The organism is Telmatocola sphagniphila, from assembly GCF_018398935.1.
Lineage (GTDB): Bacteria > Planctomycetota > Planctomycetia > Gemmatales > Gemmataceae > Telmatocola > Telmatocola sphagniphila.
In genome coordinates this window covers 6,002,252-6,016,292 of sequence record NZ_CP074694.1, presented here as the reverse complement: position 1 = coordinate 6,016,292, position 14,041 = coordinate 6,002,252, and the positions used below count along the sequence as shown (strand labels likewise).

The 14,041-nt window shown below is 55.9% G+C and carries 9 protein-coding genes; 5 read left to right on the top strand and 4 right to left on the bottom strand.

Translation table 11 applies throughout. The annotated features are described in order from the left end of the window. Nucleotides 1-27: 27 nt before the first annotated feature. Together KIH39_RS24095 and KIH39_RS24090 are read left to right on the top strand one after the other, a co-directional pair. Complete coding sequence (locus KIH39_RS24095) at nt 28-423, top strand: hypothetical protein (RefSeq protein ID WP_213496289.1); 396 nt, start codon at nt 28-30, stop codon at nt 421-423. A 665-nt stretch (nt 424-1,088) separates the two neighbouring features. After that, entirely contained in the window at nt 1,089-3,707 is a 2,619-nt protein-coding gene (locus tag KIH39_RS24090; protein WP_213496287.1) for a beta strand repeat-containing protein, read from the top strand. A 15-nt stretch (nt 3,708-3,722) separates the two neighbouring features. Here KIH39_RS24090 and KIH39_RS24085 read toward each other — a convergent pair whose 3' ends face one another. Continuing rightward, nucleotides 3,723-4,580: a metallophosphoesterase gene (locus tag KIH39_RS24085; protein WP_213496285.1), complete on the bottom strand. Its 858-nt coding sequence runs from the start codon at nt 4,578-4,580 to the stop codon at nt 3,723-3,725. Between the two features lie 348 nt (nt 4,581-4,928). Here KIH39_RS24085 and KIH39_RS24080 point away from each other — a divergent pair, with 348 nt between their 5' ends. The 3 genes from KIH39_RS24080 to KIH39_RS24070 all read left to right on the top strand — a co-directional run bounded on the left by KIH39_RS24080 (nt 4,929) and on the right by KIH39_RS24070 (nt 10,254). Beyond that, nucleotides 4,929-5,690 (top strand): hypothetical protein, encoded by a 762-nt coding sequence (locus KIH39_RS24080; protein WP_213496283.1) that lies wholly within the window; start codon nt 4,929-4,931, stop codon nt 5,688-5,690. Between the two features lie 251 nt (nt 5,691-5,941). Next, nucleotides 5,942-8,479, top strand: a complete 2,538-nt coding sequence (locus tag KIH39_RS24075) for a beta strand repeat-containing protein (RefSeq protein ID WP_213496281.1) — start codon at nt 5,942-5,944, stop codon at nt 8,477-8,479. 284 nt (nt 8,480-8,763) lie between these two features. After that, a complete protein-coding gene (locus KIH39_RS24070; protein ID WP_213496279.1) occupies nt 8,764-10,254 on the top strand; it encodes a sigma-54-dependent transcriptional regulator in 1,491 nt (496 codons plus the stop codon). Here KIH39_RS24070 and KIH39_RS24065 read toward each other — a convergent pair. The 3 genes from KIH39_RS24065 to KIH39_RS24055 are packed head-to-tail and all read right to left on the bottom strand — an operon-like array spanning nt 10,251 to nt 14,037. Then, the gene (locus KIH39_RS24065; RefSeq protein WP_213496277.1) at nt 10,251-11,612 is read right to left on the bottom strand and encodes an oligosaccharide flippase family protein; all 1,362 of its coding nucleotides are present in this window, start codon (nt 11,610-11,612) and stop codon (nt 10,251-10,253) included. The genes KIH39_RS24070 and KIH39_RS24065 overlap by 4 nt on opposite strands. Then, nucleotides 11,613-12,608, bottom strand: coding sequence for a glycosyltransferase (locus KIH39_RS24060; protein ID WP_213496275.1), 996 nt, complete (start codon nt 12,606-12,608; stop codon nt 11,613-11,615). Continuing rightward, nucleotides 12,601-14,037: an O-antigen ligase family protein gene (locus KIH39_RS24055; RefSeq protein ID WP_213496272.1), complete on the bottom strand. Its 1,437-nt coding sequence runs from the start codon at nt 14,035-14,037 to the stop codon at nt 12,601-12,603. Before KIH39_RS24055 ends, KIH39_RS24060 begins: the two co-directional genes overlap by 8 nt. Nucleotides 14,038-14,041 lie beyond the last annotated feature (4 nt).

Genomic DNA, 14,041 nt, shown 5'->3' with positions numbered 1-14,041 from the left:
TATCGACCCTTTCTCCGAGTTCGCATCATGGACCTGGGACTTCTCATCAAAATCTTCGGCGAAAGCCAATCGTGGCATGGCCCCTGTATTGCAATTGTCGCTGCAGATGCCTCTGTCAAAACGCCCGGCCCGGACCACATTATGGGTGGTGGCAACAAAGTTTACGCACCGCGGATCACCAGCGGGCGAGTTAGTGCGGACGCTATCTGTCTGCTCCCCGATCAGCGAGCGCTTCTGGTGATCCAACGATCCCGCCACAAGCAAACGACTGGCGAAGAATCGCTTCAGGAATCCTTGCTGGTTCTCGATATTGGCCATCTCGTCGGTCTCGAGTTCGAAAATACTCGTGTTCTCCGTCAGTTGGGACTGGCCGCCCCCTTGGCGGGAGAGCGTCAATACACCCCGGGCTCCCTGATGGGTTGATTGGCCCACTGTACATTCAATTTCCCAAACTGTCTATTTCCCCCAAGTTTGCGATTCAGCTTTTCAACGGGGAGTCCCGATCATTTAGGACTCCTTCGCATTGAGTCCCGGAGTAAGCTTTGCAATAATTGCAATTGTTACAAGCCTGAAAGGGATGTAGATTTTTCAAAAGCCGCATTCAGTTATTAAAATCCGAGCAAGCCAACGCACTGCAAACCCTTTCTCTATCTACACTTACAATTCAGAACCAAAATTTCTCCGGGCTTTGGCACGAGCCCTGCTATGTATTCTTTCGTCATAACACTCCCCCCCGAATGTTAGACACCGAAAGTTATCACTCCCCCCTATAAAGTGATGGTTTTCGGGAAAAGACCGATCCCTGGGATCAAGCCTCCCCCCGGCGAAATCCCCCGTCATCCCCCCCGACGGTCGATCGAGTCTCCTTTCTATCCCTCAGGTCGAACATCACACCAATTACCCCTTACCACCCGCCAAAAGGCGGGTGGTTCTCTTTTGTAGCTGTTGTGCGACGCGCCAAAAGCAACACAACCAAAAGTAAGCTTAACTTAAAATTCATCCAGTCTTCACTCGGTCAATCCTGATTACCGCTAACTTAAATTTACCTTTAAGGACCTGACGGTTTAATCCTACTTGGACTGAGCTACATGAAATTCGAATTATCCCGAAAGCGATCGTTAGCCTCCCTCGCCATTCTTTTGGGATTATCCCAATCGACCCAGGCAGCCACCTACACCTGGAACAATCTGGGCACCGATTGGACCAGCGGAACGAGTTGGAGCCCGGCCGGCGGGCCCCCCTCGACCGCAGATCTGGCTCTTTTCTCCATCAACTCTTCCAGCTATGGTTCCACAGTATCCGATCCTCAGTTGAACTCGGCCACAGCCGTACTTTCCGTCACTTTCGCCCCGAATCAAAACCTGGGCGGCTGGAACTTCTCCGGTAGCGGCACGCTTACCGTCGGGGGGACGGCATCGACGGGAATCTCCACCTACGGCCCGGCGACTTACAATCTCAACGGCCCCGCCCTCTCCGGATCCAGCGCTACCTCGCTTCTCAATCTGAACGTTTACACCAGCAGCACGCTGGTTTTCAAAGGAACTTCCACCGCCACTACCAACTTGGGGAATATCGTGGTCGGTGGCGGCTATCTGCAAGTCGACAATTCGGTGAATAATATCGCTCGCTTCGGTTCCGCGACGAGTAATCTGGTGACGGTCACAGGCGGCGGGACTTTTGAGTTGATCGGGAACTCCTCGGGAACCACCTTCAACGTGGGCTCCCTCTCGGCCGGTGCGAACACGATCGGCGGCGTCAACAGTTTCAAAGTCACCCCGAATGGAGCAGCGACCACGCTCGTCTTCGCGAATTCGGCAGCGGGCTTCACCACGAGACCGGGAACGCGCGGGATTTACGAATTTATCGCCACCACGGGAAACCTGGGCGATGTTAATGGGGCACGCATCACCTTCGCAGGTACCCCCTTCCTGGGAGCCAACGGCCTTCTCTCGAACACTTCGGGCGGTGGCACCTTCGGCTATGCCATCGTCACGGATGCAGGCGGTACTGACTTTGCCACCTGGAATGCAACGAATGGCATTGTTCGCGCCACTCCGACGCAGACTGCCAGCGATCCCAGTAAATTGCAGACCTATGCCGCGACCGATCGCGTGCAGTTCAATCCCGATGGCACCGGTAGCAACCCCAGCGCGACGATTACCAATGGCTCGCTGCGTATCACCCCAGCCGCCGCGGGACTCACACTCACGCTAGGCGCTTCCAACCTCGCCACCAACGCCCTGATGCTCGATGGGGCAACCGATTACGCGATTTCCGCAAATTCCACGGCTTTGTTCGGCGGATCCGGAACCCGTTACATCTATGTCAACAACCCCAACACGACATTGACCATCAGTGGTCTGCAGGTCGCCAATGCGGGGAATCCGACTTCCTTCGGCGGACCGGGCTTCGTAGTTCTCTCCGGCTCGACCAGCCAAAATACTCTGACTACCACCAACCGTTTCGTCATCGCCGGCGGCACGGTCCGAGCGAATAATGCCCAAGTCGGCTTCACATCTTCGGGTAACGGCGTAATCTCGCTGACTGGTGGAGTTCTCGAGATTCAAAACGGCTCCAATGGCACCGGAAGTTCGGCAGACTTCACTCGCGGACTTGGGGCGGCGGCTGGCAACGTCACCTGGGGGGCGGGTACGACGAATGAAGTCGGCAGTGGCGGATTCTCGGCCTTCGGCAGCAACGCTTCCGTGAACATTGGTGGGAACGCAACTCCCTCCACTCTCCAATGGAATTCCACCAACTTCGTTGGCGACGGCTACGCCCTGATTTTCGGTTCCACCAAATCGAATGCCGTCTTAACTTTTCTCAACCCGATCCAACTCGATAATGGCTCCGCCATCCCGTACCAATTGCGCGAAATTCGGGTCATCGGCGGAGCGGGCGGCGATAGTACGGTCCTGGCCGGTGCGATTACCGGGGCCAGTAATGCCGACCTGCTGAAAACCGGGTCGGGCACGCTCAATCTTTCGGCCGCCAACTCTTACTCCGGCAACACCCTCATCAATCAGGGAACATTGGTCGTCAGCGGCAGCTATACCGGCACCGGCAAAGCGATTGTCAGCAGTGGCGCCACCCTGCAAATCAGTGGCAATTACACCGTCAGTAGTGCAATCAACGGCACGGGCAATACGGTCGTTACATCGGGCGGAACGTTATCCGGTACCGGCACGGTCAGTTCCGCCCTGACCCTACAGAGGGGCGGCACCCTGGCCCCTTCAACTACCGGGAAATTGACCACGGGAAATGTGGTGATGGCGGGCGGCAGCACCTTTGTTCTCAATTACAACAACGGTGCGACCAATCCCAATCCGGGTGTGGATAATAACGTGATCGTCGGTAGCACGGGCGCCGTGCTGGATCTCACTGGAATCAGCACTTCCAATAAATTGAATCTGCAGATTAACGCCTTCACGACCGGTTCCAGTAATGGCACCACGCAGGTTTACACGTTCGCCCAGTACTCCAGCATCACGGGATTGACAGCCGGGGATGTCACCAGCCTGTTCAATATCACCGGCCAATACGCCGGGACACCGCTGGTTCAGTACATCCACGCTTCCAGCGATGCTTTGCAGGTGGCGTTCATCCCGGTGCCGGAACCGGCCCACGTGCTCCTGATGGGGTGTGCCCTGGTGGGAATCCTCGTGTGGCGGCGCAAGCGTAAAGTGGTCAGTGCCACGGTCTGCTGAACCCTGATGTCATTTTCACGTTGCGGCTTGCACAGTGAAAATGCTGATCTCCGGCCGGACGTTGAATCGGATTTTTCGAACGTAGCCCAAACCGGGATTGATGTGAAGCGTCCGGCCATCATAGAGGTCGAAGATTCCCGCCGTGTAGCGGTGATTCTGGACCGGCAGAATAAACGGGGGCAGAAACGGCGATTTGCATTGTCCACCGTGCGTGTGACCGCAGAAAATCCAGCCGTCGTATCCGTACCATTGCGGCAAATCGCAGGTATCCGGGTTGTGGACCAATGCCAGCTTGGGTCCTGGCTTCCCCAAATGATCGGCCACCGGTTTGGTATCGAAGCGGTGCGCCCAATACTCATCCAAACCGATGAATGTCACCCCATCAATTTCTTTCGCCTGATTCCGGAGTACCGTAACTCCGTCCGCCGCTAACTGATCGGAAAGTCGGTCGGCCAGTCGGACGTCGTTCCGATTTTCCCCGCCGTAATCGTGGTTACCCAGGATTCCCACGATTCCCAACGGCGGCTTATCGAGGTGAGCGAATACCCGTGCTACTTCAGGGACTGGAACATCCCGATTCCAGCAGCTCATCCAGTCGCCGGTGACCAGGACCAGATCCGGCTTCAGCTCGTTGACTTTTTTCAGTGCGGAGATCAGATAATCGGAATCGACCAGAGCCCCCACATGCGGATCGGAGATCTGTACGATCCGCCGACCGATCCAGCTACCTGGGGCATCCTTCAAGGGAAGGGGATGCTCGACGATTTTCACCCAGTGCGGCTCGACTTGCCAGCCATAGATTCCCAGCCCGGCCAGCGTTGTGACGGAGGCACCCAGAAAGCGTCGGCGGCTGAGGATTTTGGATATTTGCATGAATCGTTTTTCGAACTCGGAATACTTTTATTGGAACCGATCTGCCCTGCTGAAAAATTAAGAGAGTATTCCAACAAGCTCATTTCGCGAATTTAAGTATACCTCGATAACGCTCTAATCTCCAAGGGTACCCGCGCGAAGGCCCCTAAGTAAATTCCTGAACGGCTATTTTCCGGCTCAGCCGCCGCTGCAGAACTCCTCAAAATTGCCAGAGTTCGCGGGAACAGCGATATTCCTAAAACAAATTTTATTTTTTGTTGACTTGTGCATTTTCGTCTGCGAGCATGGTCCCCGGATCTACCTCCTGTTCCTCCCCGATTGCTTGCTCTCGAATCGGAGTTCGCCCGCATGCAGAAATGGACGATCACGTTAATCTTTTTTGCCGTGGGCAGCCTGCGAGCCCAGGGGCCGAGCACTACGGAATTGACCGAGGCCAAGGAGAAGTATTCGACAGCACTGGAGGCCGCCGCACGCAGCTTTTATCAGGCAATGAAAGCGGAAATAAATCGAGTGGAAAACACCCGAGGTTTGAAACCCTCCGAGAAAGTTGCCATCCTCGATCGGCTCGGCCGCGAGCGGGAATGCTTCGAAAAAGAAGGTACGCTGCCGCGCTCCGAGGAGTACCTGCAGGCCCTTTACAACTATGCGGAAAAGGTTCACAAGGCTCAGCAACCGGTGATGAAACTCTACGACCGCCGCATGGCTCAGGCGCTGGGCGAAAAGAAGCTGGAGCTGGCCAAACAACTGGTCCAGGAGAAAAAGCAGTTCGACGAACAGATCCCCGGTCGCAAGCATCTGGAGAAAGATTCCAAGTGGGTCGGCGTTCGCAAGGAGGGCAACGTCACGGCCCACATTACGGTGCAGTTCGAACGGGCCGAGGGCGAATTACGCGGCGTGATAACTCAGACCCGCGCCGGCTCGATGAAATTCACCGGCAACCTGATCGGTAACCGGCTGGAATTTCACACTACGGAGGCCGTGCAGGGCACTTTCCGGGCTTCGGATTTTCAAGGCTACGTCGTGGACAAAAAGTTACTGATGAACGCGACCGGCTTTCGCAAGGACGGCCGACCGACCAACGATTTGGTGATTTTAGACCTCAAGGAGTGATACTCGGGCTCTGCTTTGAAGATAAATTTTGGTTTATGGGGATTATTTCGGAAGCGTTGGGTCTACCGCTTTCGTCATCTGTAGTGATATCGCCGAATATGCCTGTTCGGGCCGTACGGATTATAACTGCGTGCTTCTTCGAAAATTCAATAATCGGCTTGCAAATAACTAGAAGAAGGCAAAATCGTTACGTAGACTGACGCGGTCTACCTTACTTATTCTGCTTAATCGTTTTTTCCCACAGGTTTGGAATGATACGTTACTTGTGCAGATTTGCCCTAACCCTCTCCCTAGCTTTTGTTGCCAGCGGCTCCCTGAGGGCTCAAACGTACTCTTGGGGCACGGCCGTCAGCGGCGACTGGAATTCCAGCAATTGGACTCCCGCAGGGGTGCCGAATTCCTCGAACGATGTCATTGTGAGCGTGGGAACCACAACGCCTTACACCGTGACCATTAGTTCGTTCCAGTCGGCGAACAGTTTGACCATTTCCAACAGTCAGGCCACGGTGCTCAGTAACGCCGGTTCCACCTCAGGGTTCGGCGTCGGTACCCTGACGGTTTCGGCGGGAACCTTTAACCAAACCAGCGGCACGCTGAATCTCGGCGGAGCAGCCACGTTTCAGACCATGGGAGCACTGTCCTTCAACGGCGGTACCATCGCGGGAAGTGGCTCGTCCATCACGGTTTCCAACTTCGGGACAATGTCCTGGTCCAGCGGTATCCTGCAGACGACTCTGACTATTGGAATTCAGGGCAGTCTCACCATGGGATCTGGAACCCAAACTTTGCAAAGCCCCGGCATCATTAACCTCGGCGCCAAGATGGACTTCGGAACGACGAGCGGAAACCTGTACATCAATGGCGGGACGCTCAATCTGAACTCAGGAGCCATTATCAATTCCCAGAATAATCTGGGGACAATCTCCATGGACTCCGGACTCATCAGCGTCAATGCCAACGTGAGTTCGGCCGCGAATCTCAGTTTGATCGCACCGACTTCCGCCGTCCCTTCCAGCGTTGCGGGAACCGCGATCCTCACGGTTAACGGTGCCTTCAACTGGAACAACTCGCAAGCTTCCATCGATGGGTCAGTGACCATCAAAGCCAACGGCGGCGGGACTTGGAGTTCCGCCTATAGCCGAAATATCTCGACCGGCAATGTGCTGCTCAATAACGGGATCTTCAACTGGTCCAATGGGAATATCAATTTTACGGATAATGGATCCCTATCCATCAGCGGCGCGGGAACGCTTCAGTTGAACGACAATTCCTCGATCGTCGTGACGAGTGGCTCGCCGACCTTCACGAACGCTGGCCTATTCTCGAAATCAGGTGGCACTGGGAACTCCTCGCTCGACGCGGCTCTAACGTTCACCAACAGCGGGACAATATTAATTTCAAGCGGGTCTCTGACAATCAACTCCGTCGCCACCAACACCGGCACTCTCAACATTCAAAGCGGTGGCACGATCAACATCGGGGGCACCACGACGTTCTCCACGGGAACGACCCTGACCGGTACCGGCACTCTGGCCGTGAACACGTTGAGTAGTCTGATCGTCGATGCGAGTGGAAACACCATTACCGCCCCCACCGGCATGACCTTCACGAACGCCGGGTCTCTAACGATTAAGAACGCGAATTTCACTCTTAGTGCGTCGTCGACTAACAGCGGTTCGATAGCCATTAGCTCGCAGGGAATTCTGACGATCGCCGGCCAGACCATTTTTACGACGGGCACTTCGCTCTCCGGCTACGCCGGTACGACCGGAGCCCTGAATATCGCCAGCGGGGGCACCTTAACGGTTAATGTCCCATCGTCGAACCTGATTGTACCCGCGAACATGACGTTCACTAACGCCGGAACCGTGTCCGTGACGGGAGGAACGCTTTCGATCGATAACTCGGCGAATCTCTCGAACTTCAACTCTGCCACGAATTTCCTCGTAAATGGTACCTGGCAGGTGAACAACGCGACGCTCGATTTTGGCACTCGACAGATCGGCACTATCGCGAGCAACACCACGGTTATCCTTTCGGGCAGTTCCGCCACCTTCGCCGCGATCTCTAACCTGTCGAAGGTTTCTGGGAGTCTTCAGGTAACCGGTGGTGCAAGTTACACCACCGGCTCCAGCTTACTGGTGAACGGGACGTTGACAGTAGGGGCCGGTTCTTCCGTAAGCAGTGTCGGTCAAGTCGCCATCAACTCCAACGGTACTCTGATAGGTTCGGGATCGCTCCCCACAGGATTTGCCTTGTCCTCCACGGGGACTATCAAACCCGATTCCACTCTGGGTATCTTGTCGGCTGCCAATTCCCTGATCAACGGGGGGACTTTTGTCGTGGGAATCAACTCCTGGACTTCCACTCCCGTAGCCGGTACTAACTACAATCAGCTGGCGGGGATAACGGGGAGTTCTTCGCTCACATTCAACGGAGCGGGTACGAATTCCATCACCATTAAAGTGAACAGCTTGACTGCTACGAATACGGCTGGGGCCATCTCGGGCTTCGATAACACCCAGGTTCGTACCTGGGTGATCGCCGACTTCGGAGGTGGTATCTCGGCTTTCAACAACAATCTGTTCAAGATCGACACGACCGGATTCCAGAACAACCTGGGCGGCGGCAATTTCTACCTGTCGTTGGATTCGACCCAGACGGAGATCTTACTGGAATTCGTTCCGCTGCCGGAACCGACCTCGATTCTGGCGGTGGCGGGAATCGGCTCCCTGGTGTGGGTCCGCCGAAACCGCTCCAAACGGGCCAAAAATGCAATCGCCGTGTAATTGAAAATTCGCATTCCCCGGGGTTGTACCTCAGCCCCGAGGCATGTTGTTAACTTCTCCCTAGCAGAGAAAGATTCCTTTCTCTGCTAGGGAGAAGTTAAGTCTCCTTTTAGATGGGAAAATCCCACTCCTTCCGCTACCAATTCTGCTCTTATCTGAAAAAATGCCATTTTTTCGGCACGGGGCTCAAACAAAAGTTAAGCTTGCTGTGTAGTAATCTCGGAATCGAGCTACCGTACCCCCCTTGGGTTCCGGCAGATCGATTCATTGCAGCTGGCGAATTAATGAAACCCACGACTCCCCTGGTCATGATCGCCGATGATGACACCGATGTCACGGTGTTACTGGCACGTCATATTGAAGGCTGGGGGTACAGCACTGTAATTGCCAACGACAAACGTACCCTTTTGGCTTTACTCTCGAACTATAAGCCCACCCTCCTGCTGTTGGATTTGCGTTTCGGAACCACCGACGGCCTGGAATTGCTCCCGCAGCTACTTCAACTGGCCCCCGATCTGATGGTGGCCCTGCTGACCGCGCACGGCTCGATCGATACCGCCGTCGCGGCCATGAAACTGGGGGCTTACGATTTTCTGACCAAGCCACCCGATCTGAATCGACTGAAAGTCTCGATCAAGCACGCCGTCGAAAAGCAGGCGATGAATCGCCGCATCCAGGAACTGGAAGAGTACGTTCAAACCGCCCCGACCGGCATCAAACTCCTCGGCGACAGCCCGGCCATGCAACAGGTCGTCGGGTTGATTCGCAGTGTGGCCCAGACCGATGCCTCGGTCCTCATTCTGGGCGAGAGCGGTACCGGCAAAGAACTGGTCGCCAAGAGCGTCCATGAACTCAGTCGTCGAGCCAGCGGCCCCTTCGTACCAATCAACATGGCCGCTCTGCCGCGCGACCTGGCCGAGAGCTTACTTTTTGGCCACGAAAAAGGGGCCTTCACCGGGGCCGACAAATCGCAGGCGGGGAGTTGCGAACTGGCCGATAACGGCACTTTATTTCTCGATGAAATCGGCGAAATGGATGTCGTTCTGCAGGCCAAAATTCTGCGCTTCCTTCAAGAACGCACTGTGCAGCGCGTCGGCAGTCCCAAACGGGTGCAGGTCGATGTTCGGGTCATCGCAGCAACCAATCGAAATCTCCTCGAACGGGTCCGCGAAGGGCAATTCCGCGAAGACCTTTACTATCGCCTGAACGTGGTGCCCATTCGCGTTCCACCGCTGCGGCAACGCAAAGAAGATATTCCGCAACTGGCCGCCCGCTTCCTCCAGCGTGCCGCGCTCAGTTACGGTCGCGTCGATCTGCATTTCCGACAGGAAACGCTGACCGCCATGAGTTCCTACGATTGGCCGGGCAATGTTCGGCAATTGGAAAACCTCGTCGAACGAATGGCGATTCTCAGCCCCACCGGGGAAGTCGGTCCCGATATGCTGCAGGAGGAAGTGCTTTCGGAGAAACTGGACGTCAAACGGCCCCCTTCGAACGCTCACGTGGAATTCGCCGAGCCGGTCGAACCCTGTGTGAACACTTCGTCGCAGTTCGAATTCACTCTCCCCTCGCCCTCGGGCAAGGACGGAATGCGGCTGGTCGATCAAGTGGAAAAGCAGGCGATCGAAGAAGCTTTGCGGCAGACGCGGGGTAATGTGCGGGACGCCGCGTCGATGATCGGCCTTAGCCAGGCGACCATCTATCGGAAGATCAAACGCTACGATATCGATCTCGATATCTTCTCCGGCGATTCCAAAATCGTCGGAGTCAGTTAGCGAATCAGCAGCACTGCCAGCCCGGCTGCTCCGGCAATTCCCCAGGCTCCCCAGAGAACGGAGAGCATCAAGCGTCGGCTGCCCTTCCCATCATCCAAGCCCGAATAATGATTCTGCACGAAGGTGACCACAACCGTCGAAAGCAGGCAGGACATGGCCAACCCCACCGTTCCCAGCCAGTGCATCATCAGCGGGATCATGGCCCCATGCACCACACCGCCGAGGAGATAGGCGCTGATGGAGGGCCGCAGCGTACCCCGAACCAGGAGCATTTGGAAATCGAGCTGGCCCAGAGCCCGCGGCAGTAGTCGCGCGAGCAAGACGGCCAGAATCAATCCGCATTCGGCGAAGTTCGGCTTGTAAAGAATGGCCACGGCGAGCGGGGCCGACAAGGCCGCCAGACACCCCAAGGGCATCCCGATCCTGCAGAGCTTATTGACATAGTTCTGATGCCGTAGGGCCCGTTCCGCTTCGTTCGGAGATTGCAAAATGGACGAGAAATAGACATCGGTGGCGCGGGTGAGGAGCCCTTCGGCCACGGCTGCCAGATTCATGGCGACAATGTAAAAACCCATCGCTTCGAAGCTGACGAACCAGGGTCCGACGAAGCGATCCAACCCCAGCCAGAAGGCCATCACCAAAGTATTGAGGAACACCATTCGTCCGAACCCGCCCAGTTCGTGGGCGACGGTCCAGTCCCAGAGCCAGCGAACGCGAAACGGGGCCAGAATGTAGGAGACCACTAATCCGGAGAGAGCCCCGGCGATCGTTCCCACCACCAGAGCCCAGGCTCCGATGCTTTGAATCTTCCAGGCCAGCAGCACGCTGACGCCGACACCGACGACTGTTTGTGTAAATTCGTCGATGAACAGAGCCCGGTAATCCATCTTGCGGCGGAACAAGACCATGGCCGGGCTGCGCATGCCCAGGAGGAAAGGACGCAGCGAAACCACGGCCATCAGTCCGAACAGTTCCGGCCGGCCGTAGAACATAGACATGGGATAGGCCGCCATTACCAGAACCGCGGCTATCCCTGCGGAACGAAAAAACCCGATCCACCAACCCACGAGCAGCCATCGTGGCTGATCACCCTGCGGATGTCTGAGGAGTGCAGGGAGCATTCCGATGTCAGAGAGGAGCTCGACGGTGGTCATGACAACCATCATCGTACCGAACAAGCCGTATGCTTCGGGCAGGAGGAGTCGGGTGAGGATCAAGGTGCTACCGAGTCGGACGAACATGGTAGCAATTTGAGCGGCCGCCGACCAGCGGATGCCGCTCCAGAGTTTCTTTTCCGCAGTGCGAATCTTCAGGGACGGTACACTGCGAACAGTCGGGGGGGTGACGAGTGCGTTCATTTATACCAGTTCGAGTTCGCGGACAACGTTCTGTTTGATAGTCGTGGAAGCGGCCGGTTTTTTGACTGACGCCGGAGTAACCGTTTTCAGGGCGATGGCAGCGGTCGCCGGGCGAATCCTTCGCAACACCGGAGCGAACAGCTTACGCAACTGCCAGGCGTGCAGATGGCGTTTGAATTCGGCGTCGCCGTATTGTCGATGGCTGGTGAGAGCTGCTTTCAGGTAACCGAACAGGATGCACATGCCGCCGAGAATCCAGGGACGTTCGAGCATTCGGTAGCAGGCGATCCCCAGCAGGTACAGAGGATGGGTGCCCATGAAGTACTGGCCGCGGCCCCATCGCATCCGGCCGTGGAAAACGCTTTTCTGCGAGGAACCCATCAAACGCAGGTGAATGATTCGCAAATCTTCGTCCTGATAGCTGACGGCTTTCCAACCGAGCATCCGGCAGCGATGGCAATCGATGCCATCCCACATCACTTCGCGAACGAAGCCGCCAATTTCCTGGAAGCACTCGCGGCGGAACAGCTTGGCCACCCCGTGAGAGAACTCATCACCGGTTCGCTCGTAGACGAATTCGCCATTGACCGGGATGAAGCATTTGCCGCTGGCGGTGCCCAGTCGGGGGTCCGCTTCGAACCGGCTAATCATTTCTTCGAAGTAGCCGGGCTGAAATTCAATGTCCCCATCCAGTTTACAGACATAATCGAAATCGTTGAGATCCACCGTTTCCAGGCCGGCGTAGAAAGCTTCGATGACACCGGGCCCCACGCGGCGGGGGCCTTTTTCGCGATGCAGCACGCGAATCCAGCCATGTTCGCGAGCGGCGGTTTCCGCAATCGTTCCCGTGCTGTCTTTGCTGCCATCATTGACGATGATCCAGCGAGCGGGCAGAAGAGTCTGCGCGGCCATCGACTTGATCGTCCGTTCGAGGTATTCCGCTTCGTCCTTCACGGGACTGATGATCAGAATCTTCGGGGAGTTGATGTTACGCATGGTGTGTGTCTCTTTCGATTGGCCGAGGAGGAGTGAGATACCGTCTCGGCTTCGCCTCAATCTTAGTTTGCTTTTTCCGTGGAGTGATTACACTTCGAACCACTTTCATTCCTGTTGAAGGAGGGAATTGCAAACCGCTGGCCAATCCGGCCGAAAAAATCCAAACACCCGCAAAATCAACGGAAAACCACACAGATACTAGCAACATTGCGACTCCGGCCATAGCTCCGGCGAGTCCCGCCGCTAAAGCCGATCCCGGTTTCTCAATTTGCAACGCGCGGCGACCCAATTTGATAACAACCGCCAACATGAGAATCACAAAGGCCCCGACGCCGAACCAGCCATGCTGCAGCAGGAACATTAAGTAATGACAATCAATTGAACCGAACGTCTGCTGCAGTTCTTCATCTACCACCACACCTTTCATCTCGGTGCCGAATCCGAAGAATCCCGCGGCCTGAATCGATTTGTCGTAAACCTTAAACAGCAGCATTCGATGCGTCGTTCCGCTGTACTCGTACTCCTCGCCGTCGATGTCGATCATCTTTTTCTCATCCTGAGTTTCGCCCGCCGCTTTGCCGAGCAATTCGACGATGACGTCCTTATTCGCCTGCAGCAGGAAAATTAAGGCACAGGCCGAACATATCATCGGTATGCGGGCTTTTGGCGTCCGGAAGAAGAAATAGGCAACCGCCGTGAACATGCCAGCCAGCTGGGGACCGCGCGAGACGCAGCAGAATAGAGAGAGGCCTAAAAGTTTGGGCATATGCCGCCACCAGCGCGGCCCTTCCCCCGTTTTGGCCCTCCGGCCTGCTTCCAGCGACCAGGGCAGCATCAGCACCAGCATCATCCCGAAGAAAATCGGGTGATTGAAGGTGACGTGCGCTCTTTTCATGCCCCAGCGATAGCCCTCCCCTTCTTCCAGCAAGCCGAAGCTCATCCCCAGGGCTTTATTGATCGGATTGATTTTCACGAAGCATTCGAAAACGGTCAGAGCGGTGAGCACGACCAGCATCGGACAGAGCATATTCAGCACGGTTGTCAGGTCTTTTTCACTGCGGAAAAAGAGCCGGCCCATCAGGTAGGGAAGAAGCCATTTGCGGGCGATTTCCGGAACCGTCAGGGGTCCGATGGAACCGGCATGAAACTGCGAAACGACCTGAACGCCTAAGAGAAACAGCACGGCCAGATCGCAGAAATTGACTTTGAGACGCGGAGCTTCTTCCGGGAATAGAAGAAAGGAAACGAGGATGGTCACTTCGGCTACGGTTCTTAAGTCGAGTGTCAGAGACCCGACTTCCATGATCATCCAGACCGGCAGCAAAAGCATGGCGGGCGGCCAGGCATAGAGAAGGGCTTTCTGGGCGCCGAATCGGGAAGCCAGGCTGAGGATCCCGATCACAATCATCAACGAAAAGATCTGAAACACAGTC